Origin of the sequence: Pseudodesulfovibrio piezophilus C1TLV30, from assembly GCF_000341895.1 — a bacterium.
GTDB classification, from domain to species: Bacteria; Desulfobacterota; Desulfovibrionia; order Desulfovibrionales; family Desulfovibrionaceae; genus Pseudodesulfovibrio; species Pseudodesulfovibrio piezophilus.
In genome coordinates this window covers 1,015,369-1,040,291 of sequence record NC_020409.1, presented here as the reverse complement: position 1 = coordinate 1,040,291, position 24,923 = coordinate 1,015,369, and the positions used below count along the sequence as shown (strand labels likewise).

At 51.1% G+C, this 24,923-nt stretch carries 22 protein-coding genes; 10 read left to right on the top strand and 12 right to left on the bottom strand.

Annotated elements, in window-relative coordinates; genetic code table 11:
• Positions 1 to 42 precede the first annotated feature (42 nt).
• Entirely contained in the window at positions 43 to 1,182 is a 1,140-nt protein-coding gene (locus tag BN4_RS05035) for a pyridoxal-phosphate-dependent aminotransferase family protein (RefSeq protein ID WP_015414280.1), read from the top strand.
• 267 nt (positions 1,183 to 1,449) lie between these two features.
• On the top strand, positions 1,450 to 3,636 hold the full coding sequence (locus BN4_RS17030) for a methyl-accepting chemotaxis protein (protein WP_015414279.1): 2,187 nt from the start codon (positions 1,450 to 1,452) through the stop codon (positions 3,634 to 3,636).
• 180 nt (positions 3,637 to 3,816) lie between these two features.
• Here the strand turns inward: BN4_RS17030 and BN4_RS17485 are convergent, their stop codons facing one another.
• The 4 genes from BN4_RS17485 to BN4_RS05010 all read right to left on the bottom strand — a co-directional run bounded on the left by BN4_RS17485 (position 3,817) and on the right by BN4_RS05010 (position 8,104).
• On the bottom strand, positions 3,817 to 3,975 hold the full coding sequence (locus tag BN4_RS17485; RefSeq protein WP_015414278.1) for a YqaE/Pmp3 family membrane protein: 159 nt from the start codon (positions 3,973 to 3,975) through the stop codon (positions 3,817 to 3,819).
• A gap of 72 nt (positions 3,976 to 4,047) precedes the next feature.
• On the bottom strand, positions 4,048 to 4,788 hold the full coding sequence (locus BN4_RS05020; protein ID WP_015414277.1) for a DUF3298 and DUF4163 domain-containing protein: 741 nt from the start codon (positions 4,786 to 4,788) through the stop codon (positions 4,048 to 4,050).
• An 8-nt stretch (positions 4,789 to 4,796) separates the two neighbouring features.
• On the bottom strand, positions 4,797 to 7,151 hold the full coding sequence (gene hypF / locus BN4_RS05015; protein ID WP_015414276.1) for a carbamoyltransferase HypF: 2,355 nt from the start codon (positions 7,149 to 7,151) through the stop codon (positions 4,797 to 4,799).
• A 32-nt stretch (positions 7,152 to 7,183) separates the two neighbouring features.
• Entirely contained in the window at positions 7,184 to 8,104 is a 921-nt protein-coding gene (locus BN4_RS05010) for a DUF362 domain-containing protein (RefSeq protein ID WP_015414275.1), read from the bottom strand.
• A 59-nt stretch (positions 8,105 to 8,163) separates the two neighbouring features.
• Here BN4_RS05010 and BN4_RS05005 point away from each other — a divergent pair, with 59 nt between their 5' ends.
• The 3 genes from BN4_RS05005 to BN4_RS04995 all read left to right on the top strand — a co-directional run bounded on the left by BN4_RS05005 (position 8,164) and on the right by BN4_RS04995 (position 10,819).
• Positions 8,164 to 9,690, top strand: coding sequence for an ATP-binding cassette domain-containing protein (locus tag BN4_RS05005; protein WP_015414274.1), 1,527 nt, complete (start codon positions 8,164 to 8,166; stop codon positions 9,688 to 9,690).
• Positions 9,691 to 9,952: 262 nt separating this feature from the next.
• On the top strand, positions 9,953 to 10,216 hold the full coding sequence (locus BN4_RS05000; RefSeq protein ID WP_015414273.1) for an RNA recognition motif domain-containing protein: 264 nt from the start codon (positions 9,953 to 9,955) through the stop codon (positions 10,214 to 10,216).
• A 321-nt stretch (positions 10,217 to 10,537) separates the two neighbouring features.
• Entirely contained in the window at positions 10,538 to 10,819 is a 282-nt protein-coding gene (locus BN4_RS04995) for a cold-shock protein (RefSeq protein ID WP_015414271.1), read from the top strand.
• A 74-nt stretch (positions 10,820 to 10,893) separates the two neighbouring features.
• Here the strand turns inward: BN4_RS04995 and BN4_RS04990 are convergent, their stop codons facing one another.
• Complete coding sequence (locus tag BN4_RS04990) at positions 10,894 to 11,217, bottom strand: hypothetical protein (protein WP_015414270.1); 324 nt, start codon at positions 11,215 to 11,217, stop codon at positions 10,894 to 10,896.
• A gap of 61 nt (positions 11,218 to 11,278) precedes the next feature.
• Positions 11,279 to 12,961, bottom strand: a complete 1,683-nt coding sequence (locus BN4_RS04985; RefSeq protein WP_015414269.1) for a glycosyltransferase family 2 protein — start codon at positions 12,959 to 12,961, stop codon at positions 11,279 to 11,281.
• 83 nt (positions 12,962 to 13,044) lie between these two features.
• Between BN4_RS04985 and BN4_RS04980 the strand changes: the two genes are divergently transcribed.
• Together BN4_RS04980 and BN4_RS04975 are read left to right on the top strand one after the other, a co-directional pair.
• Entirely contained in the window at positions 13,045 to 14,673 is a 1,629-nt protein-coding gene (locus BN4_RS04980) for a glycosyltransferase (protein WP_015414268.1), read from the top strand.
• Positions 14,674 to 14,808: 135 nt separating this feature from the next.
• Positions 14,809 to 15,360 carry a hypothetical protein gene (locus BN4_RS04975; protein ID WP_015414267.1) on the top strand — a complete coding sequence of 184 codons (552 nt, stop codon included), beginning with the start codon at positions 14,809 to 14,811 and terminating at the stop codon, positions 15,358 to 15,360.
• Between the two features lie 50 nt (positions 15,361 to 15,410).
• Here BN4_RS04975 and BN4_RS04970 read toward each other — a convergent pair whose 3' ends face one another.
• The 5 genes from BN4_RS04970 to BN4_RS04950 form a co-directional block, all read right to left on the bottom strand.
• Entirely contained in the window at positions 15,411 to 17,030 is a 1,620-nt protein-coding gene (locus tag BN4_RS04970) for a glycosyltransferase (protein WP_015414266.1), read from the bottom strand.
• A 143-nt stretch (positions 17,031 to 17,173) separates the two neighbouring features.
• Positions 17,174 to 18,754 (bottom strand): sigma-54-dependent Fis family transcriptional regulator, encoded by a 1,581-nt coding sequence (locus tag BN4_RS04965; protein WP_015414265.1) that lies wholly within the window; start codon positions 18,752 to 18,754, stop codon positions 17,174 to 17,176.
• A gap of 11 nt (positions 18,755 to 18,765) precedes the next feature.
• Complete coding sequence (locus BN4_RS04960) at positions 18,766 to 19,362, bottom strand: indolepyruvate oxidoreductase subunit beta (RefSeq protein ID WP_015414264.1); 597 nt, start codon at positions 19,360 to 19,362, stop codon at positions 18,766 to 18,768.
• 3 nt (positions 19,363 to 19,365) lie between these two features.
• Positions 19,366 to 21,201 carry an indolepyruvate ferredoxin oxidoreductase subunit alpha gene (gene iorA, locus BN4_RS04955; RefSeq protein ID WP_015414263.1) on the bottom strand — a complete coding sequence of 612 codons (1,836 nt, stop codon included), beginning with the start codon at positions 21,199 to 21,201 and terminating at the stop codon, positions 19,366 to 19,368.
• Positions 21,202 to 21,239: 38 nt separating this feature from the next.
• A complete protein-coding gene (locus BN4_RS04950) occupies positions 21,240 to 21,893 on the bottom strand; it encodes a YfgM family protein (protein ID WP_015414262.1) in 654 nt (217 codons plus the stop codon).
• Between the two features lie 329 nt (positions 21,894 to 22,222).
• Between BN4_RS04950 and BN4_RS04945 the strand changes: the two genes are divergently transcribed.
• Both BN4_RS04945 and BN4_RS04940 read left to right on the top strand, forming a co-directional pair.
• Entirely contained in the window at positions 22,223 to 23,482 is a 1,260-nt protein-coding gene (locus BN4_RS04945) for a glutamate-5-semialdehyde dehydrogenase (protein WP_015414261.1), read from the top strand.
• A 29-nt stretch (positions 23,483 to 23,511) separates the two neighbouring features.
• Positions 23,512 to 23,724: an alkylphosphonate utilization protein gene (locus tag BN4_RS04940; RefSeq protein WP_015414260.1), complete on the top strand. Its 213-nt coding sequence runs from the start codon at positions 23,512 to 23,514 to the stop codon at positions 23,722 to 23,724.
• Positions 23,725 to 23,856: 132 nt separating this feature from the next.
• On the opposite strand, the gene BN4_RS04935 is transcribed toward BN4_RS04940, so the two are convergent.
• On the bottom strand, positions 23,857 to 24,330 hold the full coding sequence (locus BN4_RS04935) for a hypothetical protein (protein WP_015414259.1): 474 nt from the start codon (positions 24,328 to 24,330) through the stop codon (positions 23,857 to 23,859).
• A gap of 218 nt (positions 24,331 to 24,548) precedes the next feature.
• Between BN4_RS04935 and BN4_RS04930 the strand changes: the two genes are divergently transcribed.
• Entirely contained in the window at positions 24,549 to 24,887 is a 339-nt protein-coding gene (locus tag BN4_RS04930; protein WP_015414258.1) for a thermonuclease family protein, read from the top strand.
• Positions 24,888 to 24,923 lie beyond the last annotated feature (36 nt).

The following is a 24,923-nucleotide window of genomic DNA, read 5'->3' as shown; positions in this document are numbered from 1 at the left end:
TGTTTTTTTTGTCTCCTTCAACCTCATCAGAGGGTATAAGCCATGAGTGCACCTAAATTCGCTTCGTTAAAAATGTTCATCACCGGTCCGACCTATATACGTCAGGAAATCAAAGAGGCGGCATTGCTGCCTGAGTTCGGTCATCGCGATGCTGAAAATGAGCTTCGTTTCGGTCCCATTCGCAGGAATCTTCGGCTTCTGGCTGGATCAGGCGAGGAGTATGAGCCGGTCCTGCTTCTGGGGTCCGGTTCTGCGGCAATGGAAGCTTCCATTCGTTCTCTAGTTGCCGATGATGAAACACTGCTCAATGTTTCCGTGGGCGCTTTCGGTGATCATTACTATAATATTGCGGTTTCCAATGGTAAAAAGGCCGAGAACCTTCAATTCGAATATGGTCGGCCCATTGATCTTGATGTTTTGGAGACAAGACTCAAGAAGCTGAGACCTGAAGTTGTTTCCTTTACACATAATGAGACTTCGACCGGTGTGGTTAACGACATGAAAGCAGTCTGTGCTCTCATTCGCCAATATGGTGCACTTCCTCTGGTCGACGGGGTCTCCATCTTCGGTGGTGCCGATCTTGACCTCGCCAATTCCGGTGCCTCTATGTATTCAACGGCAACGCAGAAGTCGTTGGCTCTGTCAGCCGGATTCGGCATTGGTTTCATCAGTCGGGAAGCCGAGGAAAAAGCTGCGCGGGTGATCAATAAAGGGCATGCAACGGATATTCTCAAGCAGTTGGACAAAGCCCGTTTGAACCAGACCTTGACCACACCAAATACGACTCTGGTAAACCAGATGTATGTCCAGCTTGAGCATATTGTGTTGGAGGAAGGTATTCAGAACAGGTTTGACCGTCACCTTGAAATGCGTTCCATGGTCGAACAATGGGTGAATGCCCTTGAAGGATTTGACATGTTTGCGCCTGAAGGGTTTCGCTCGCCCACGGTTTCGGCTGTTGTTTGTCCTGCCGGAGTCACGCCGGTTCAGCTCAAAATGGTCGTCAAGGAAGCGCTTCGGCAGTCTGGGTATCTCATGGATCCCGGATATGGGAAGCTCAACAAAGCATTGGAAGAAGCCGGGCGTCGTCAGGTCTTTAGGATAGGACACATGGGGGACATCACACCTGAGATGCTTGACGAGTATCTGAATGTTCTTGAACTGGAATTGAAGAAATTGTAGGTGAATTCGTCTTTTATTTTTTGCCTGTTGAGGGGCAGAGGAGTTGAAGACGGTTTAATCTTATAAAACGAATTCCATTGCTTGATGAGAGAATTTTCACAGTGCTTTTTCAGGAGCTGCGGCTAGTGCCGTGGCTCCTTTTCGTTGGAGTGTTTCGAGAAAAGACATTTATGTTTTTCAGATTATAATGGTGCTCTTCTCGTATACGTTTTCTTGTGTATAAGTGGATTAAAAGATTGACTTATAAAAATGTATACGGAGGTTCCCATGCTGCAAGGCCTCAAGCTGAAAACGAAATTGCTGGCAGGCATCGGTATTGTTCTCGTTCTTTTGCTTCTTGTCGTTGGTATATATCAATTTGCCATGACTGTTTCGGTTTCCAGTTTCAAGGCGCTGGTCAAAGAGGAACTCGCAATTGAATCCCATGCATTTAACGTGGAAAAGAATATCTTCGAGTGCCGGCGGTATGAAAAGGATTTTCTGATCGGGAAGGACAAGAAAGCGCTTGCCTCATTTCAGGAGCATTTGGGCGAAGCTTTGAAAAGTGCTGACGAAATTGCCCGCCTTGCAGAGCAGGTGGGGGCTCGTGATCTTGTCAATAAATCCGTTGCCATCAGAGGGGCGGCAGATACCTACCAAAAGGCTTTTCTTGATCTGGTCGCAGCCTGGGAAAGGCGGGGGCTTGATTATAATTCGGGCCTGCAAGGGGCTTTCAGGGGGCTTGTCCGAGATGCTGAAGCTGTTTTCGTGACGCACCAAGTACAGGATTTGTATCTTGATTTGCTTTTGATGCGTCGTTGGGAAAAGGATTACATCCGTTCTGGTGGTACAGCCTATCGGGCAAAAATGGCCGAAACCATGAAATCTTTCAAAAATGGACTTGATGCACGCAAGGAAAAGGGAGCTGAATTACAGAAAGTCGAAGTGGCTTTCGAGAAGTATTCCAATTCCTTTGCGCGGTTTGCCGCATCAGGGGCTGATGGAGATTATGAGGAGGTCAGACAGGCAGCCAATGAAATAGAATCTCCATTGATGCGACTCTTTGTTCCGGACGTCAAAGGTCTGCTGCTCATGGTTCGCCGTTCTGAAAAGGATTACTTGCTGCGAGGTGACGAAAAGTACGTAGCGGCAACCTATGCCAATCTGGATCATTTGATTGGTGCGTTCAAGACATCAGAAGCTGCTCCTGAATATGTTCAGAGGGCCATTCGTATGGGCGAGGCCTACAAGCAGTCTTTTGCCGATCTTGTGGCAGAGGATAGTCGCATAGCGAAAAGTGACGAAAGAATGCGTTCGGCAGTTGAAACAATTATGCCAGTGGTCGGGGCTATTGCCGAACAAGCAGGAGAGCAGGCCTTAAGTAAGGTTGGAAGCACTGAAAAAGAGGCGAATGCGTTGGGTCTCACTGCCATGAGCATTGGAATCATGGCACTTGTTTTCGGTATTGTCATCGCTTTGCTGATAGTGAGGAGCGTGCTGGGGCAACTGGGGACTGATCCCCTGGTTCTGGTGGACATCACACGGCAGATCGCTCGGGGCAAGCTTGGAGTGAAATTTATCGGGCAACCAAGTTCGCACTCTGTTTATGGGGCTATGCAGACTATGGTGACCCATCTGATCCAGACCGTCGGGCATGTGGTTGATTCTGTCAGCCAGGTGGCTTCAGGGAGTGAAGAGTTGGCGGCCTCGTCTGTTCAGGTGGCTCAAGGGGCAACTGAACAGGCGCAAAACGTGGCTGATGTCTCTGATCATGTGAAAACAATGGCTGAGAGTATTGATATCAATTCCAAAAATGCTGAAGAAACCGAATCTATCGCAGGCAAGGCCAGTAATGATGCACTGGAAGGTGGGAAAGCTGTTGATGCCACGGTCTCAGCCATGCGTGATATTGCTGAAAAAATATCTATCATTGAGGAAATCGCCCGGCAAACAAATCTTCTTGCTCTGAATGCGGCCATCGAAGCTGCTCGGGCCGGGGAGCAGGGTAAGGGCTTTGCGGTGGTGGCGGCCGAAGTTCGCAAGCTGGCCGAGCGAAGTGGTAAGGCTGCATCCGAAATCAGCGAGCTTTCTTCTTCCAGTGTGGCCGTCGCGGAAAAGGCCGGGACCATGCTGAGTCAGATGGTGCCGGACATCCAGAAAACTTCCGAGTTGGTGCAGGAGATATCTGCAGCAAGCAGTGAACAGGAGAACAGTGTCGGTTTTATCAGTGACGGTGTTAAGGGACTGGATAAGATTGTTCAGTCGAACGCCTCTGTTTCCGAGGAACTTGCAAGTACGGCGGAGGAGTTGTCCGCCCAGGCTCAGACTATGCAGATGGCGGTCAACTATTTTGATCTATCGGGTTGTGAAGATCGAATGAATCGCCAGGAGCAGGGACATGCCATGCCTCCCCGTGCACTGCCTGCCGGGGAGCACGATGAAGATTCGTTCGGAGAGGAATTTGACAGATTCTGATTTGTGCCTTGCAAGGTGAAAGAGTTTTCTTCGTGTTTTTGCCATGGAAAGAAAAAGATCAAGTCCCCGAAGAACTGGGACTTGATCTTTTTTCTGCGAAGAGAATCAGAGTACCCCGGCGAAACTGGCATTCGCGGTGCTGGGGGATCTGTTCAATTCATTTTCAATGTGTGCCGGGAGTTATTTTCTGGACAGGAGCCAGATGACATGCACAAGACCTGGAAAATACCCGCACAGAGTCAGGATGAGGTTGAGCAGAAATTGCAAACTCAGGCCGACTTTGAGAAATGCTCCCAAGGGAGGAATAAGTACTGAGATGATAATTCGAATGAGTTCCATGGTGACTCCTTTACTGTTCATTGAGATTCATATCTATCTATAGCAACTTTTTATGAAAAAAATCAAATAAGGTTACAATGAGGGTGAAAGCAGGTCGCGAATCTCCGGTTTGACGTATCGCCTGATCATGCTCCATGGAAGGGGCACGGCGGATTCTCCGGCTGCGAAAGGGGCTACTTGATACGGAGAAAAGAAAAAGGTCATTCCCTCGTCACTTAAAATGTAGTTTGCAAAATTGGACAGGGTTGGCCGCGTACCGTCCTGAAGCATTTCCGGGACAAACATATTCCCCAGAGAGCTGCGGAGAACCGTGCGGACATGTGCGGAAATCATTTGGAGTGCATCTTGGGGATCAAGCAGTATCTCGTCGAGAGCCAGTGGTTCGCCATCGGCCATATTGAAAACCCAGGTTTCGGGCCAGTACATTCCATGTGCTCCTCCCGTGTATTCGAAAATCTGAATTTTGACTGAGCCGAGCCGTCCTGCTCCGGCAGACCAGACCGAGTACTCTGATTCCATGCTGTATTTGTGCGGAAATTCTGATTGATCGTGTTCGGGATCTATGGCCTTGAAACGCGCAAGTGTTGCGGTCATATCGTCTCGAATCGTTGCCGTTGCATCCGCATCACAGAGAACCGGGTATCGCATATCAATAAGATGTCCGGCGGTTTCTTCCCTGATGGCGACCTGGCCGAGCATGGTGGGAGCACAGAATGTGAGTGGCGGAGCGGGACATGGTGCGCTCTCTTGTGCCTGGGCAGGTGCCGAGAGGAGCAGAAGTGCTATAATGGTCAGAAAGATGGTGTGCATCATGATATCCTTTATGAATGTTCAAGGAGAAGTTTTCTTTGGCCCCAGGCTGCCTGTCCAAGTGAGATGCAGGCATCATTCGGGGGGATTTTTTTGTGAACCAACGGGACCAGGCCTGCTTGTTCAAGCGCTATCGGAAGTTCTGCGGCCAATGTTAGGTTTTGCATGACACCGCCGGAGAGGGCAATATGATGTATATCGAGTATCAGTGAAAAGGAATAAGCCATATCCACGAGTCCCGTGATAAGGCCGAGGTGAAAGCGACGTGCGACAACGGGCACAGGAACTCCCGCGTCGAGGTCTTCTATGACTCCTCTGATCAACTTGTGGGTGTTGAGAGCTATCGGTTCATGAGACTTGAGAGGACAAGGGTAGGCGTGTGTTTCGGTCATGTCCTGAATTTTTTCCAGACGAATGGCAGCCTGTCCTTCATAGGTGATGGTATTTGCCAAACCACAAAGAGCGGCAACCGCATCAAAAAGTCGTCCGCAGCTGGATGTCAGGGGAGTGTTGATGCGCTTATCGAGAATCTTGGGTAAAAAGGCGGACTCGCGAGAAAACTCATCGAGCCATGGCCAACGATAGGTTCCAGGGCTGGTAATTCCTATTTCCCTGAGAGCCGCTTGGGCTATGCGCCATGGTTCCTTGACTGCAGCCTCGCCTCCAGGGAGAGGAATATGTGAAAAATGGGCTAAACGCTGATGGGACAAATCTTCAGGCATGACCAGGAGACACTCTCCACCCCAGATGGTGCCGTCTTCTCCAAGGCCTGTGCCATCCAGCGCAAATCCAATGGCTGGGTCGGTGAATTGGTTTTCGGCCAGAACCGCATGAATATGGGCGTAATGGTGCTGGAGGATGGCAACCGGGATTGACCGTTCCGAACCGAGAGTCTCGGCTCTTTCACTTGTCATGTAATCGGGATGGAGGTCTCGCACGATGAGTTCTGGCTTTACTTGGAGAGTCTTCTCCATATGCGCAAGGAGTTCCTGGTGAAACTCCATAGTTTCCAGGTTGGCGACATTCCCTATATGTTGACTGGGGAATGCCTGGTCTCCTTTGGTCAGCGTCACGGTGCATTTGAGTTCCGGTCCGACTCCCAGCACCACTGGCCCTTTGTCTGCGAGGAAGACTGGTTCTGGAGTAAATCCGCGTGCTCTGCGCATGAAAAGCGGGTCTCCACTGGTCGGATTGACGCGAAGGACAGAGTCATCCGTCCTCACTAGAATGTCCCGATTGTGGTAGAGAAATATATCGGCAATGTCAGACAATCTTTCCATTGCTTCCCTGTTGCCCAAGGCGATCGGCTCCGAGGACATGTTCCCGGAAGTCATGACAAGGGCCGGAAGAGCTTTCTTTTTTTCCATGCAATTTTGCGTATGAGTCAAATCACTCAGCAGGACATGGTGCAGGGGGGTGTATGGGAGCATCAGTCCAATGAAATTCGTGTCAGGAGCCACGAGAGAAGAAAGCGCATGGGAGGGACGTTTTGCTGCGAGGACAATGGGGCGCTTGACTCCTGTAAGCCATGCTTCCTCAGCCGGGAGGATGTCCGCCAGCTTTTTGGCTGTTTCCATATCCGGGACCATGACAGCCAAGGGCTTGTCTGGTCTGTGTTTACGAGTGCGGAGGGTCGCAACAGCGGTGTCGGAAGTCGCGTCACACACGAGGTGGAATCCTCCCAGTCCTTTGACTGCGGCGATTTTTCCTTCCAGGAGTTCACACGCCAATCGGCGAATGGATTCGTCTCCTTGGGCGATCATGGTGTTTGTATTGCTTGTCAGCCAGACCTTGGGACCGCACCGGGGGCAGGCGTTGGGTTGCGCGTGGAATCGTCTGTCCAATGGGTCGTTGTATTCGCGCTGACAGTCCGGGCAGAGAGGAAAGCAGGCCATGGAAGTTTGCGGGCGATCGTATGGAATGGAGTGGGTGATAGTATAGCGTGGCCCACAGTTCGTACAGTTGGTGAAAGGATAGCGAAACCGTCGGTTTTGTGGGTCTGCAATGTCGTTCAGGCAATCCGGGCAGGTCGCAACATCAGCACTGATGAGTACGGAGTGTCCGCTGCCACCCGTTGATTCAAGTATGATGAATTCTGTTTCTCCTGCAACCGGAGTGAGTTCGTCCATTTCAAAGGTAACGACCTGTGCAAGGGGAGGCATTTCTCCTGCGAGTGTCTCGGTGAATGCTTCCAATTGTTCCGGTGATCCTTGTGCTTCGATGATCACGCCCTGGCTGGAGTTGTTCACCGAGCCGGTAACAGCGGCATCCATGGCCGTTCTATAGACAAACGGCCTGAAGCCGACCCCCTGAACCTGGCCGGTAATGATGAATTGGTGGCGCAACACAAACATATTCTTATCCATATCGTCCCTCTCGGATGAGTGCAAGGGGGGGCTTATTTGACAAACCGTTTCATGAGGCTACGAACCCGTCCTTTGATCAGGCGCAGGAGGTGAAAGTCAAGGGGGCGTTTGTTCGACATCTCGAAACCTGTTGTGTCAAAGACCCCTGTGTTTTCAAATGGATACACGATGTCATCAGGGTGAGAACCAACCAGACGGCGCATGTATGCTTCCTCCCACAATGGCACTTGGTTTGGTTGCAAACCAAGAATAACGTATGCGGCCGTGTCCAGGGCAATGCCATTGTTTGATGCGGAAAGCAGTCCCAGTTCAAATGGCTCTCCATTAATAGGTCCATCCTTGTGCATGGAATGGATTCCGTCCATGAGGTGAAACGTTGTCGGCAGTGCATCGTAAACATCCATAAGCATGGAGCGGAAAACTTCATGACTGTGACCAAGCCTGTTATGAGCGACGGCCTTGCGAAAGCCGACCACACATCCGAAAAGATTCTTGACCGCCCCGGAGATGGTCATCTGGCAGTGGACCTTGAGTTTCGGGATATTGAGTATGAGGTCCTTTTCGAGAGCATCCTTTGAAATCCCTATGGTCCCGCCCTGGCTCAGGGGCAGTGGAGTCGGGTGGCGAAGGCTGGTCACTTCGAGACCGAGTTCTGCCATGGCTTGTCGCAGGCCGGATCGACGTGCGGCATGGGATGCATTGCCGAAAGCAGGAGAATCGGCCACGGTGATTTTCACTTTGTGGTCCAGTAAATAAGCGCACGCCGCCTTGACTATCATGGGATGCGTACAGCAATGGCTGGCATTGCTGGGGGACACCAGGTTGGGTTTCACTAGAATATGGTGGCCGGGAGAGGGAGTGAGACCTGCTTTTTCCAGAAGGACGGCAGTGCGCTGGGCGAGCGAAGGGAACGAGTATTCCGGGATATGGGTGATGACAACTTTGGCAGACATTCAGCATGCTATGCCACAACCGTGTGTATTTTCAAGGCGAAAGGGTTGCCTTTCGGTGAATGAAGGTGAAGAATGTCCTTATGCATCCACTTATTCAGCTTGAAGGCGTGTCCGTGAGACGAAACGGGACACGATTGGTAGGTTCTCTTTCCATGCAGCTTTTGCGTGGAGAGCATGTTGCCGTGGTTGGCCATAACGGATCAGGCAAAACAACATTATTGAAGTTGTTGCGTGGTGATATCCTGCCCGACCCCGGTGGAGTGCGCGTCTATGATTTGGGGGACGGTCCTCAACCAACGGTTCTGGGACTGCGTCAGCGTATCGGACTCGTTTCTGCGGATATGCAGGATTTTTATTTTCTCCATGCCCGACGGTCAGTGGGACGTACTGTTGTGCTGGCCGGGTTCTTTGATACTCCGCTTCTTTATGAGCAGGCATCCCCGCAGCAGGAAGCAGCGGCAGATGAAATCATTGCTCTCCTCGGTATTGAAGAATTGGCGGCAAGTGAGCTGGGGACTCTTTCGACAGGGCAGGTCAGAAAGTTGCTCATAGCTCGGGCCTTGGCGCCTCGTCCGGATATTCTTCTCTTGGATGAATGCCTTGAGGGACTTGATGTGGTTTCTCGTGCCGAAGTGTTGAGCTTGCTCGATACAGCGGGGGAAATTTCCACTTTGGTATGTGCTGCGCATCGAATCGGTGATGTGCCGCACTCCGTGAACCGGGCAGTGATTATGCATGGTGGGAGAATCATCATGGAAGGTGACCGGGAAGATGCGCTTGAGCTTCTTCAGGAGAGTGAACCAGATGTGGTGGCTTGTGAATTGCCAGTGCATAATGAAGTGGATGACGTTGAATTTTTGGTACGTATGAAAAATGTTTCCGTCGTGTCAGGCGGTGTCCGTTTTCTTCATTCTGTCAATTGGACTGTCCTGCCTGGGGAAAATTGGATTATTCTGGGTGACAACGGCGCTGGAAAGTCAACACTACTCAAATTGATTCTCAGTGAAATAGCGCCGTATGCTGACGATGCTCAGGGGCTTGGTGTTGTGGAGCGGTTGGGGGGCATGCCCATGGACAAGGCCCGGCCACGCATTGGTTTTGTTTCTCCTGCCTTGCAAACAGGATATGGGCGTGAACTGGCATGGGAAGTGACAGCTTTGGAAACCGTTCTTTCCGGGTATCGGGGCAGTGTCGGAATGCTGGATGAGCCAGAAAGTGCAGAGTTGCTCGGTGCACAGGATTGGCTTGCCAGAGTCGGGTTGGCTGAGCTTGCGGATCGTCCGCTTCGCCGTATGTCCTATGGGCAACAAAGACGAATCTTGTTGGCTCGGGCCATGGCTTCGAATCCGAGATTATTACTTTTGGATGAACCCATGGCCGGGTTGGACAGTGTCTCGCGTTCACTTATGCTTGGCCTGTTGCAGCAGTTGGCGGACTCCGGTGTACCCCTTGTGATGGTCACGCATCATGTGGAAGATCGAATTGCTGCTATCAATCATGTCATGGTCATGGAGAGAGGAAAGCAGATTTTTTGCGGTACTCGGGAAGAGTTCGAAGGTTCTGTTCCTATGGGAATGGGGAGCTGAAATCTCTTTCCCGCTCAAAGCGCATTGTAATTTTTAAACAATAAAAAAAATTATATTGCTTGACTTATCTTCATAAATAGCAAATAAGTTGGTTTCTACACCAGCGGCACCCGTGGAGGCGCGGTCGAATGTTGGCCGGCGCTGGTTTGAATGAACAGGTATATCGAGGAGCAGCGTGCGCATCGTGTACGCTGCTTCTTTTATTATTTTTATAGTGACGCACGGGCGTCATTTTCACATCACTTTCTTTAGGAGTTTTTTAATGTCCAAGAACATTTATGTCGGCAATTTGCCCTGGTCCGCAACTGAAGATGAGGTCCGTGCAGCGTTTGCGGCATATGGTGAAGTTACTTCCGTTAAGTTGATCGAAGACCGCGAAACCGGTCGTCCCCGTGGTTTCGGCTTTGTCGAAATGTCCGAAGACGGCTACCTGGATGCTATCGAAGCTCTGGACGGCAAAGATTTCGGTGGCCGTAACATCAAGGTCAACGAAGCCAAACCCCGTGTTGAGCGTCCTCGCTGGTAAGCATTTTACCTGCTGATCAATCAGGCACATCTACGCCCGCCTCTCATTCGGGAGTCGGGCGTTTTCTTTTTCCGCGCTTTCAGTCAGAGGCGGAAGTCATCTTAACAGGGAGGAAAATTTGGCCAAGCCCAATTATAAGTTTGCAAAGCGACAGAAGGAAATGGCTAAGAAGAAGAAGAAAGAAGAAAAGCAGAAACGCAAGGACGCCAAGAAGCTGGAAACAGCTGAAGATGGTGTTGGCATACCTGAAGAAGCAGAGAGACCGGTTTCTGAGTAAAATTGTCTCGAACCCTTTTTAAGAGAAACCGGATTGCCAAGAATATGGTATCGGGCTATCTTCGCTTCGTATCTACCTATTCCATGGAGGTCGGTGTGCGGCGAGAAGGGACGGTCAGTTGGTTTAACGAGCAAAAAGGATTCGGTTTCATCCTCGCAGATGATGGATCGGATGTCTTTGTTAATTATTCCGAAGTTATACGTGATGGGTTCCAGACCCTGGATGCTGGGGAGCGAGTCTCTTTCGATATCGTCGATGAGAAGATTGGCCCCAAAGCTGTCGATGTCAGACTAATGCATGCTGCATCACAGTCACTTCATTTCTGATTGTTTATAGCAAGCAGAAAAAAATAGGCCGCCCGAGTTCGGGTGGCCTATTTTTTTCTGAGAATGAGATTTGATTACATGCCGAGGTCACGCATATGAGCATCGAGGACATTATCCACTTTGATTTTCTTGTGCTCTATCTTGCCGGGAGTTATTGTATACCGTGTCACTTCCCATTCGAGGTTGTCGATGAATTCGACATGCCCATAGCCCTCCTCGGGCAGTCTCTTACTGATTAATTCGATAAAGTCGTCCATCAGGATATAGGTCCCTTCATGGTCAATTCGTAACACATCACCATCGTACTCAACCTGATCAACAGGGATTGCATCCTTGATTTGCTCGAAAATATCTGGAGTGATGCGGTGAAAATCGCCGTATATTCTGACGTCGTCCATGGTTATCTCCTAATTCGTACTGAATTGGTCAAGGTAAGAGTAAGCATGGATCCGGTGTGGGTCAACCGAGAAGGGCGGCGAGAAAATCATGTTTGGTTTGCAGGTCATCCCAGAGGCGTTCACGGTTTTCAGCACCAAGCCGGAGTAATTCTTCATCGGTGTATCGAGTATCGAGTTTGAATTTGTTGCCCATGACATGGCCTATCTGCTGCACACTTTTTGATTTGGCAAGACTGGAGTGCTGGACATGATGGATAGCCATGGTTCCTGTATATAGAGCAGGCATCCCTGCCAGCGCAGAACGGAGGTCTCTGTCAAGATCATCAAATTGAGATGGCGTATAGCGTAGGTCGAATCCCCCGGCCATGCGAACAGCTTCCATATTGATCAGGTGGCAGCATCCCGAAACAGACAGACAGGGGCGCGTGTACGAGAATAGTCCTGTATCTGTTGATCCGGCACAATTGTCGTACAGGAGAACCCGATTGGGAAGGTGTCCCGGTGCAGTTTTTTTGGGCGGAGTGGGGAAAAGATTGTAGTCTGCTGATTGTAGACCGAAAGGAGGAGTGGCCGCGGTGATGCGGCAGCCAACCGCACCGAGTTTTTTGTCTCCCTGCGCCGCTCCCAGTAGATGAAGGAGCCAGTCTTTGGGCAGAATAACATCGTCATCAAGAAAGGCGGCCCATTGAGCCGTACGAACAGCTGGCAACGAAAGCAGCCAGTTGCGTGCAGCAGGTGCGCCTACGTTGACAGGGAGGGTTATGGTCTGAAAGCGTTCTGCTCCGAATATATCCTGTGCCTGTCTGAGAACTTCGGGTGTGTTGTCTGTAGAACCGTTATCAAGGGCATAAATTCGGGCTTGCCCGAGATTGCTGGAGGCGAGACTTTTGAGTGTTTGGGCAAGCAATTCTCCTTTATTCCATGAGTAAACGAGGATTGCGGCATCGTTTGTTTTTTCATCTGCGGCCATGACAATGGGGTTGAAGAGGGCGTGCAGTTTGAGGGTCAGATTGATATGCCACGGAATCATGCTCCAGAGGTTGGAGAGTACCTCCTTGGCTTCCTCGGTTTCACCGCTTCGTATCAACACTTCTGCCCCGGTATAGGCCCGCCAGAGTCCCCATAGATCAGAGTCGAGCGATTCTATGGCTTGCAGAGCTTGCTCTGGCTGGTGGCAATGAAAGCTCCATTCAGCTTCCAGCCTGGCTTTGAGCGGAAAGGTGATGGCATCCCATTGAACCATGTCCAGGGCGGCTTTTGGTATCTCAGGTCGTCCGAGAAATAACATATCCTGCCAACAGTGACCAAGCCACGAAAGTCCTTTGGTCGAGTCTGCCAGGACAACGGCGAGGAAACGAAGCAGCAGGGATCGATCCTCCTGTCTAACCAGAGCATGCCATGTTTCCATGGTTTCCGTATCTGTATCATTGAGCTTTGGTGTTGCAGCGATCCGTTCAGCCAGTGCTTTTTGTTGTGGATTCGTATTGACCGTTGCGGTCGTCTCCACGGCTGCTTGAGCCAGATCATGCATGAGCGGATGGGTCTGGAATCCCCACACTCCCATTCCGAGAGCGGTATTTTTACACGAGGGGATATCTCTGCCCAGAGCGTTTAACCCTCTGATGAGCGCGAGAAGGGTTTCAGGCAGCCCCATGCCGAGGTGCCACCCGGAAAAACGTTCCCTGAATTCGGGACGTATGCCACTACAGGGCGGGAGAGTTTGGGGAATGAAAAATCTGTGCATCGTGTTTCTCTTCTACCAGAAAAGCGATAGCTTCGAAAGGAGGGTTTATTGACTTTACCGGAGTTGCCGCATAGTTGGAAACCATGAACCCTTCCTTTGACTTGACTTCGTTGCCACATGATTTGCGGCGACACCTGTTACTCGGTTTCTCGGGCAGGCTGCATTTGCAGAGTGCCACTGGTTCTGCTCTGGCAGGCAATTGGGAAAATTCCCCTATTATAGCAAGCATTGCACAGGATTTATTTCTGGCCGCATGGGGTGAAAATCCTTTTGACGGAAATTGTGTTGCCGGTTTGGCAAGTCATCTGGAATCGTTGCCCCCTGTGTCGCCAGTCCTGTTACCCGTAATCAGGGCAGTTCTTTCCCATTGGCATCCCGAGGTCACGCCCGAAGCTCGGATAGCCATGTCGGCAGACGTCCGTACTCAGATGGATTTTTTGCGAAACCGTCTGGTGAAAACCCCGCAAAATCTTTTCTGGTGGCATCACCTGTATGAATTCGTTCGAATTAATTCTCAGTGGGAATTCCTCGTCGAAATGATATCCAGCACGATACCTCGATCAGAATTGGCATCTTTGTTTGCGTATGCCAAAGCAAATGCCATGCTTGCATTGGGTGAGGTGCTTCCCGCAGCCGGAATGTATCGGGAAAATTTGAATACGTTGCCCTTGCCCGTGGTGAAGGAGCGTCTGATCACGGCATGGCTTCGGTCGGGCAAGGAAGAGAAAGCTCTTGGATTGCTTGAGAGGTGTGTGGCCGAACGTCCGTGGAATGTCAGTCTCTGGCTGCGGCTGCATGATCACCTTGCCGGTTCTGCGAAAAACGTTGCCAGGTTGCCGGGAAGGGTGACGGTGCTTGGTTACAGTTGGAACAAAGCAGACGACCTTGTCACGACTCTGGATTCGTTGCTCTCCAGTAAAGGAGCGGTGGAATCGGACATCCGAGTCTGTTTGCTTGATAATGGCAGTTCGGACACGACTTCAGATGTAATCAATCATTTCATCGAGAAGTTTGGCCCGGAACGGGCTTCATCGGTGGCTTTGCCTGTCAATGTGGGAGCACCGGCCGCTCGCAACTGGCTTATGCATTTGCCTGAAGTGCAGGTTTCTGACTTTGTAGCGTATATCGATGATGACATTGCCTTGCCTGGTGATTGGCTCGGGCGATTGGGTGAGGCTGTGAAACAGTATCCTGATGCCGGAGTGTGGGGATGCAAGGTCGTTGATTTCAACGGTCCGGCCCGGATGCAGTGTGGTGAACACAATCTGGCTCCCTCACCCGGTCACCGGCAGGAGGCATTGATGGGGACTCTCATGTTGCAGGATGCTGATTTCGGACAGGCAGACTATATTCGTCCCTGTGCATCGGTGACAGGGTGTGTGCATCTTTTCCGTACACAACGGCTGCTTGAAACCGGGGACTTTGATCTTCGCTTTTCTCCCACGCAATACGATGACCTGGAACGAGACCTTCGCATGGTTCTTGCCGGTGGATACGCCGTTTATACAGGATTTCTCTCTATTGCGCACAAAAGGAAATCAGGAGCACAGAGTGAATTGGGCGGGGGTGAGTCCGCCGGGGCCACAGCCAATCTTCGTAAACTCATGACCAAATATGAGCCAGAGGAATTTGAGAAAATGGCCCGCGATATGGATAAAGTGCTCTTGGCTGACCTGCTGGCAAAACAGGCTCAAGTGGGGTACCGTTCATGAGCGCGGCCTTAAGAGGAGGTTGGCTTCCCGGGAAAATATAATGCGAAGATATTGCCCGGCGTATCAAACGAGTGCTACATGTGCCGTCAAGCCAGCGATTCAGAAGACACTTCATATCATTTTCAAGGAGAGACCATGTCCAAATACGAAAGCTACACCTTATTCAGCGGCGGAGCCCAGGGCGCGGAAAATCAATTCGGCAAGCTGGCCGAGTATTACGGGCTGGCTGAAGTGAATTACACCTTTGAAGGGCACAGGATTGAGCGGACTCGAGGCGTACGGGTTCTGACCAATGAGGAATTGACCAGAAAAGATGTCAGTTTGACTTATGTAGCCAAGCTGCTCAATCGGAAATTTACCAACGCCGAGAAAATGCGCAAGGTCTTGCAGACCATTATGCATCAGGTCGAGTCTGGGCATGAAGTCTTTGTGGTTGGAACCATCCAGGAAGACGGAACCGTCAAGGGCGGGACCGGGTGGGGAGCCGAGTTTGCCAAGATTTGCAACAAGGACCTCTATGTCTTTGGTCAGGTCAAGAATTGTTGGTTCAAATGGGAAAAGGGTGCGTGGATTTCCGTTGAGACACCAGTTATTACCGACAGGCATTTCACGGGAACCGGGACCCGTTTTCTTGAGGAGAACGGGAAAATCGCTTTGGAAGAGTTATTTGCCCGCTCGTTCAAATAATACGAAGAAAGCATGAAATTGGATAGCGCCCGGTGAATATCGGGCGTTTTTTATATGTTTGTTTTGATTGTTTCCCAAAAGACACGGGCCGTTCCATTCAGGGTAGGAAGGACGGCTTGGAGTGATTTGCTGAATGCGCTTTTGTCAGCGTCCTTGTATGCCGCGTCCATCATGCTCAGTTCTTCCTGTGAAAATATGGCTTCGAGTTTGGAATGATTTGCATAGGTATGCCCAATAGTGGCGCGTGATTGGGCTTTTCCTGTGTCCTGAAGGTGAACCACGCCAACAGAGCCGTCGTAGAAAACCTGTCCGCCTGCTTTCCATATCTGGAGATCATGTTCTATGTCATCCACTTGGGAGGGAGAGAATCGTATATCGAAGTGTGGTACTTTTCGCGCTGCCAATCGTTTGGTGTCCAGCAGATGGCAGCATCCCATGACAGTGAGGCTCGGACGAGCAGAGTCGAATTGGCCCATATCCATGAGTGTGGGAGCATTGGGACTGAAACGAATCATGTCCTGCCCTGTCTGCGTAAAATGTCGGAAAGCGTACTGAATTGTATGCACATTCGGATTCATGCATTTGGGACCGACCGCTGCAGCCTCGGGGAAGCGGCGGAGTGTCTTATGGAATTGTGCCAGCCATGTTCGGGGGAGGAGCACGTCATCATCAAGGAAGGCCACATAGCGACACTGGCGGACTTCGGGCAGGGAAAGAAGCCAGTTGCGAGCGGCTGGGGCACCGATATTTACAGGCAGATGTACCCAATGAATTGAGAGGCCCGGAGTCTGATCATGGACGCGCCTTTCCAATTCATCCGGGGAGCAGGTCGTGGTCCCGTTGTTGAGGACAGTGACGCCGGTCGATCCGATGGCAGTGTGTGCAAGGCTGTGCAGGGTCTGTGCGAGAAGTTCCGGTTTATTCCATGTATAGAGGCATATATGAGTATTATCCTCTGGAAAGGACTCGGAATTGTCTGATTCCAGTGTTGCCAATTGTTCGATGATCGCGGGTTGGAACGGCTCGGCTTCGAGTGACGTCCTCAGATATTCAACGGCTTTTGCATGGATGCCACTGTCCAGGGCTATGCGGGCACGAAGGTTGTGGGCCACGAAGGAATCCACTCCCTCTTCGAGCAGCATCTCGGTGAGTAGAGGTTTTCCCGCAGCATAGGCTCCCCAGGCCATGAGAGGGGCCGCCAACATTCCAGACGGGGAGGCGGCGAGAATCCTGATCGCTTTGATGAGTTCCGGCCCGGCCCCTGTCTGCCAGAGGTGGAGCAGGATGGGGTATCTGTGACTATTGGCGGTTTGATGTGCGATGAATGCAATGCATTCTTGTGCGGAAGCCGTGCTGACATCGGGGAATGGAATATTTTCCGGGATAGGTTCATCTTTGGTCAGAGCCCTGGCATGTCTTATCCATTGGCTGAAGGGGGGATGTGGAATACGTTCGTTGATCTCGTGCGCAAGCCGGATCTTTTCCCTATCAAACGGATCAAAGATGGTAGCATGGCGCAGAAGGGCTGGGGCCAGAGCTGCGAGAGCATCAGGGAGAGGCCGGGCTTCGAGAATATTACCGGCTACTGCCATGGCGTGATCTGGAGTCAGGTAGCCTGTATTTCGAGTCAGAGTGATGAGTTGCTGAATGAGAGAGGTAACTGTGTGCATGAATGGGATGTATCAGAAATGGTGGAGCAAAGGAAATCCCTCGCTCCGGGAGAAGTGGAAGTAAAGGGCAGAAAGTCTTATCTTGAAGAGAAAAATGAAAGGTCCCTGTCACAGAAGAGCGACAGGGACCGTTTTTTCGGGGGCTAGACTTCCAATCTTTTTTTGGATTTCTTTTTGGATTGCGAGAATTTCTTCACGTCAATATTGTACTTCTTTACCTTGTAATTGACAATCCGGTATGAAACACGAAGGTCTCGGGCGGATTGCAGCATGTTGCCACCTGTCTTTTTCAGTGAATCCACCAGTAGTTCCTGCTCAAATTTGGCAACAGCTTCGCCAAAAGAGAGATTGGTCCCTGTGGCCGAACTTTCTGCCGACTGAAGTGTCGGGGGGAGGTGGTAGGTTCGAATCACCGCTTCCTCGCACAGGAGCACTGCGCGTTCCATGCAATTCTTCAGTTCACGCACATTGCCGGGCCAATGGTACATGACCAGAAGTTCAATGGCAGGCGTGGATATTCGTTTGACTTCCTTGCCATATTCATCTGCAAAGTCTGCAAGGAAGTATTCTGCCAGAGGCAGGATATCCTCACGCCGTTCCTTGAGAGATGGAATGAAAATGGGGAAGACATTGATACGGTAATAGAGATCTTCGCGAAATCTGCCGCTTTCAAGGAGTTCTTCAAGAGGTTGGTGTGTGGCGCAGATAAGCCGGACATCAACGGTGATCGTCTGTTCAGACCCGACTCTCTGGATTTCCTTTTCCTGAATGGCACGCAGAACCTTGGCTTGGGCATCCATGGAAAGTTCGCCGATTTCATCCAGGAACAGCGTCCCCTGATCCGCAACTTCAAAGAGACCCCGTTTGGTCTGGAAGGCTCCGGTGAAGGCTCCTTTCTGGTGACCGAAAAGCTCGGACTCGATAAGTTCGGATGGTAAAGCTGCGCAGTTAAGCTTGATAAGTGGTTTGTCGGCCCGAGGGCTGGAGGAGTGAATGGCTTCGGCAAGCAGTTCCTTGCCTGTTCCGGATTCTCCTCGCAAAAGAGCAGTAGCCCGACTTGGAGCGACCTGTCTGGATTGACGCAGCACAAGACGCATGGCCTTGGACGCGGCGACAAAATCCTTGGGAGGGGCTGCGTCCATACCGCCGGCCATCATGCCTTGAGAAAGCAGATGGTTCTGGGTTGCCATCTCTTCCTGCAGCTGTGCGACATGACCGGCGATAATACCGGCAACGACTTCCAAGAACTGGCAGTGTGCCGCCATGTCATCAGCTGGAATCAGTGGAACGTCGACAGAAAGCGCTCCGATGACTTCTTCTTCCTCAGAACGGCGGTTAACGACCGGAACGCAGATGAAACCGAGCTTTTTCAGTTCTTCTTCACTTCGGCCGAAAGCCTTGTTGAGGAATTCTGAATCGTCGGACATCCGTGTCACGGTTATGGATTCACCGGAATCGAAGACACGGCCGATAATGCCGCGTCCAGGCGAATAGGTGACATCATCTGCCTGGGCCGGACTGTATGTGAGCGAGAGTTTGAGGTTCTCGGTCTTGGGGTCCATGATGACCATGAAGGCCCTGACGTACTCCATATCCTGTGCCAGGATTTTGAGCAGTGCGTTCAGTGACTCCTCAAGCGGGGCATCCCGTTTCAGCGTCTCCTGCACCATTTTGAGTGTGACCAGGTAGCTGAGGTCGGAGGGGTCCTGTTGTGTATAAGCCATGTTTCCTTTCTCTAGACGTCAAGTGCCTTGACGCCAAGCTCCAGGGCTTTGAGGTTTACAGCCTGAATCTTCTCGGGAAGATTGGCCTTGATGGTTGCTTCCAGTGCTTCGGGACCGAAGGGAAGTTCGCCAGCGGCGCATAATGCAGCCAGCATGGCTATGTTGCCGGATTGAACAGCGCCTGCTTCAAGTCCGATGGTTTGACTGGACATGAAGTATGCCTTGTCCGTACATGAAGACACGGCTTTTTTGATATCATCAATCGTGGGACAGTCCTGTGTCCCCATGGCTACGGAAAGAGGCGGCATGAACTCAATGCTCGAGACCACCAGGCCTCCTTCCTTCAGATATGGCAGGGCTCGCATGGTTTCCATCGGTTCGAATCCCAACAGGATATCGGCCTCACCATGACCTATTTTGGGAGATTTGCAGCCGATCAGCACAGTGGATTCCACAACACCACCGCGCTGAGCCATGCCATGAATCTCACCGGAAGTGACAGGCAGTCCCTGACTGAGGACAGTCTTGGCGAGCAGGGTGGTTGCGGTCAAGGTTCCTTGGCCGCCCACACCGGTCATGAATATGCGAATTTTTTTTGTATCACTCATGGGTTAGCTGCCCCTCTTCTTCGCTTTGATGTGACCACAGACCTGTAAACAGAGCATACAGCCGTTACACAGGATCGGGTTGACTGCTGCCTTGTCCCCTTCCTTGTACATGGCAGGGCAGGCCAGCTTGTCCAGACAGTCGAATCGGCCTGTACAGGAATCAGCCACATAGGCGACCTGTGGGGCGATTTTCTTGTAGACGCGGCGTGAGTAGAGTGGACATGGCTCCTTGGCGATAAGGACTCGGACGCCCTTCATTGCCTTCAATTCTTCAAAGGCGGCCAGAGTCTTTTTCTGATTGAATGGATTGACGTTACGAATTTCGGTCACGCCAAGCCCTCGCACGGCAGATTCGATATCCAGCGGATGATCATTATCACCCAGGATGGTCTTGTCCACTCCGGGATGTGGTTGATGGCCGGTCATGGCTGTGGTGCGGTTATCCAGGACAACCAGCAGTATGTCATGACTATTGAAGACAGCGTTGGCAACACCGGTCAGGCCGGAATGGAAGAAGGTGGAATCGCCGATGAATGCAACCACGGTTTGGTCTGCCGCTTTGGCTGCGCCACATCCGGCAGAAATAGATGACCCCATGCAGAGCAGGAAATCGGCAGCCTGGAGCGGTGGCAGAATTCCAAGTGTGTAACAGCCTATATCAGATGAGTAGATGGCTTCGTCACCAAACACTTTTTTGGCGGCAAAGTAAGTCCCACGGTGGGGACAGCCTGCACACAGGTTCGGTGGCCGGACAGGAAGCTGCGGTAATTCGCAGGCACATTGAGCGACAAGGGGGTTCCCAGTCATCTCACAAATGACATTTTCGACCATGGTGACGCTGAATTCCCCATTTCGAGGCAATACATCTTTTCCGATAATTTCCACATCCAAAGAATTCTTCTGAGCCAGAACGCGTATCTCGTTCTCCACGACCGGCTCCAACTCTTCAACGACCAGAACTTTGGTCACGGATTTGATGAAATCAAGACACAGATTTTCAGGCATCGGGTTTGAGAAGCCGAGTTCAAGCACTTTGACTGAACCTGTCAGGCCAGCATGTTCAAGGGCGTCTGCCACGTAGGCACGGCTGATGCCGGAACAGATGATACCTATTTCTCCGTCGCCGGAAACGGTGTTATACGGAGAATGCTCCGCTTCATGTCGAAGATTTTCCATGCGTTCCATCAACGCGATATGCATGGGGCGTGCAAAGGCCGGGATAGGGACGAAACGCGATGGATCGCGTTTGAATCCTTCGGCTTTTCCCGGATCAGGGGCATGGCCGAATTCAACCGAGCCGCGCAGGTGATTGACGCGGGTTGTTGTGCGAAGAAGAATCGGAGCTCCGTATTTCTTGGAGAGAGCTAGGCCATCGCGGGTCATGTCCTTGGCTTCCTGCGCCGTGGCAGGCTCCAGAACCGGCATACCCGCAATGCGGGCATAAATTCGATTATCCTGCTCATTCTGGCTGGAATGACAGCCAGGGTCATCCGCCGACAGGAGCATAAGGCCTCCTGGTGCCCCTGTGTAGCACATGGTCATGAGTGGATCAGCCGCGACATTCACGCCAACATGCTTCATGGTGCAGAGTGTCATCGCTCCGGACAAGGTCGCGCCGCCAGCAACCTCAAGGGCGACTTTTTCATTGACGGAGTATTCAAAGTAGAACTTCCCGTCAGGGGAAATGCGGAAGAAGGTATCAGGAACTTCGGACGATGGAGTGCCCGGATAGCAGGTTACTACCTGCACTCCAGCCTCAATGGCTCCTCGGACGATCGCTTCGTTGCCGAGGAGGAGGTGCGTTTCGCCGGGCGTATCGGCCAAGAGCGGGTTTGCCATGGGGTATATCTCTCCGTAGGGTCTGCGCAGGAGCGCGGTTACTTGGCTTCCAGTTCTGCTATTTTAAATTGAATGAAGGGTTTGTCGGCGATCGGCTGCTCTGCCAGTTTTTGATACGCTTTCAGAGCAACATCAGTTTCCCCCGCTTGTTCGGCGGCAATTGCCAACTGACGGTTCACGCTGATGGTAAATTCTGTCGATGCTGCTTCGGCTATGTCCTGCAAGATGGGGACGGCTTCAGCGCCTTTGCCAGCCAGAGTCAAAGTCTTGGCCTTGCCGAGGCGAGCGACGATTTGAAGATCATCGTCAGAAGCTTTGGCGAGTTGGTCCCAATACTGTGAGCTTTTTTCGTATTGTTCATTTTTCATGCAGCTTTGAGCCAGCTCAAGCAAAATGGCAGGGTGAGCACCTGAAGGTGCGGCGTTCAGAAGATCTTGGAGTTGGGAAAGCTTTTCATCCCCTGCGGCCTCGATCAGGATTGTGCCGAGTTTGGCCTGCGCCGTTTTCATGGCATGCTGATTGTAGATGGTCATTCCCGTGTAGACAGCAGCCACAAGGATGACGGCACTGACACCGATGACAACCTGTTTCTGGTGTTTGAAAACGGCCTCAAGAATGGGGTGCAGTTGAGTCGGTACATGGGACTCGATGTTGTCGAGAATTTCCTGCCCGTCAGTATTGTTTTCAACCATTGGTTTTACTGTCCTCCATAAGGTGTATATAAGGGCTGCGGGACCGGAAACCGTGCCGCGACAGCGCAAAGCGCTTGATAAGCAAAATTGTCAAAAAGGTCAAAGGCTATTTTGGAATCAGGGTGTCATTTCGACAAAATCAAACGTTCCCCAAATTGAATTTCATGAAGAAATGACAAAATACGTAAAACTGGTGGTTCAGATACCTCTAAAATGAAGAATATACGTCTCAGGGCTGTTTGACATTTTCCCTCACCCCGGTTTAGCACAATGACTTCATGAAAAATGAATAATATTCGGTTGTAGTTTTCAGAGTATAAGGAGCCGGTATGGGAATTCGCGAACAGATGGTTGATATGGGCATAAGCGCAGTCAAGGCGGCTCGTGCATTATCGAAAGCTTCAGGGTCGGCCAAACAGGATGCACTGCTTCATCTGGCTGATTTGCTGGAGAGTGAATCCAAAGCTATTGGTGAGGCGAATCAGCTTGACCTTGATGCTGCGAATGAACGTGGTTTGGACAAGGCTCGTGTTCAGCGCTTGACCATCAGCGAGAAAGTGTTGGCATCCATGATCCAGGGATGCCGGGATGTCGCGGCCATGCCGGACCCTATAGGTGAAATTGAATCCATGAGCAAACGTCCTAACGGAATGTTGGTTGGCCGTATGCGGGTTCCTCTCGGTGTGGTGGCGATGATTTACGAATCGCGTCCCAATGCTACTGTTGATGCCGGTATTCTGTGTTTGAAAGCTGGCAACTCCGTGATTTTACGCGGTGGTTCAGAAGCTTTTCACTCGAATAGATGCTTGGCAGACCTCATGCATCAGGCTCTTGAAATGGCCGGGTTGCCCCGAGAAGCAGTCCAGGTTCCGCCCACTGCGGACAGGGAAGCCGTAGCGGAAATGCTCAAGCTGGATAAGTATATCGATGTGGTCATTCCGCGTGGTGGGGAGGGCCTGATTCGTGCTGTCACAGAACAAGCGACCATGCCGGTCCTCAAGCATTACAAGGGTGTGTGCCACATCTTTGCTGACGACTCCTGCGACGTTCCCAAAGCTGTCTCCATCATTGAGAATGCCAAGACCCAGTATCCCAGTGGCTGCAATGCTCTTGAATGTTTATTGGTTCACAAGGATATAGCTGCAACTTTGCTGCCTGAAGTTGCGGCCCGGCTTGGCTCTGGTGGGGTGCGGTTCAAGGCTTGTGAGCGCGCATTGCCATTGCTTGGTGATACGGCAGAGAGTGCAGAGGCAAGTGATTGGGGGTTTGAGTTTCTCGATCTGGTCATGGCAGTCAAAGTTGTGGATTCTCTGGATGAGGCAATCGATTTTATTGCTGATCACGGGTCCAATCATACAGAGTCGATTCTCAGCGAAAAGTACGAGCACTGTATGCGTTTCATTCGTGAAGTGGATGCTTCATTGGTCGTTGCCAATGCGACGACTCGTTTTAACGATGGTGCACAGCTCGGACTTGGAGCTGAAATCGGTATCTCGACATCCAAATTGCACGCCTATGGTCCCATGGGGATCAAGGAGTTGACCAGTGCCAAGTTTGTGCTGCTGGGCGAAGGACATATTCGGGAATGATCCCGTCAACACTCTTCAATGGAGAAAGAATGGACGTTAAGGATAGCAACGGTAACATATTGAGCGACGGGGATTCCGTCACCGTGATCAAAGACCTCAAGATCAAGGGGATGTCAAAGACCCTGAAACGGGGCACTGCCGTCAAGAATATCCGCCTGACATCCAGTACGGATGCGGTGGAATGTAAAGTGGGCAAGTCTGTTGTTGTTTTGAAAACCTGTTTTTTGAAAAAAGCCTCATGAACATAAATGATGTGTGGGCCACTTCGCCCATACAACGAGTATGTTTTCAGAAGAAAGGCTTCGAACACAGACTGTGTTCGAAGCCTTTGCCTTGAGACCTTTAGTGGAGGTGGCAAGATAAGCGGATAGATTCTAGCAGGTGCCGGATATTTCGTCGTCGCTTTCCTGCTGGGCTATCTTTGCCATTTGTGCCCGAATATAATTGGCGGCAAGATCCCCAAGTTCGTTATTCGCAGAGGCTGTAAGGCCGTGTTCCTTGAGATCCTTATCTATCTGTTTTTCCATTTTCGCGGATTCAAGAAACATGATGTATGCGAGGGCGAGGGCTGCGTTGTTGTCATCACAGCCATCGCAGAGCAATTCAATGTTTTCCGGTGGCACTGTCTCGAGAAGGCGATCAATGAACATGGTGATCCATTTTTCATAGAGGTCATGCATCAGTGGCGGAATAAGGCTCGCGATTTGCTCGGAAGCATTCCCGGCAGTTCCGGTGACGGCCATGAACTCATTGAGCGCATCAATACGTTTGGCTTCATCCTGCTCTTCGACTTTGTTGATGATGACAGTGAATATGTGCTGACGAATTTGTTTGGGGTCCATGGTCATGTAATATCGACTCCGAAATTGTTATGTTCCCGGCCCGATAGGGCGACAATACTCTAGCGTAATGTTGCCCGTGGGGCAAGGGTGGGCTTTGATGATATTAATAAATATTGTGTGGAGTAGAGTGTCTCCGGTTGGTACAAACTCATGTGCCTCGTATTCTTTTAATACTTATTTTTCTGGCTGTGTCGACAAGTTTGTCAGCAGGGGATGGATTCGTTGTGTCTTTGGTTCGTGTCGTGGATGGTGATACCATTGTTGTTTCCATCCCTGAGTGGCCTTCAGTTCTTGGTCACGAAATCAGTGTGCGTCTGGCAGGGTGTGATGCGCCGGAGATGAAAGATCACCGTCCGGCAATACAATCTATAGCGGTAAAAGCTCAAAAGGCTTTGGTCCAACTCTTCGAGCGCGCTGACGTGGTGACGCTTCGTAACGTCAGGCGTGGAAAGTATTTTCGGCTTTTGGCAGATGTCTATGCCGATGACGTGAATGTCTCTCTCTATTTGATAGAGAAAGGGGTGGCATATCCATATTCGGGAAGGGGAAAACGGCCATGGTAATCCCTTTGCGCTCATCTTTTTCGGTTTTCTTTCGGA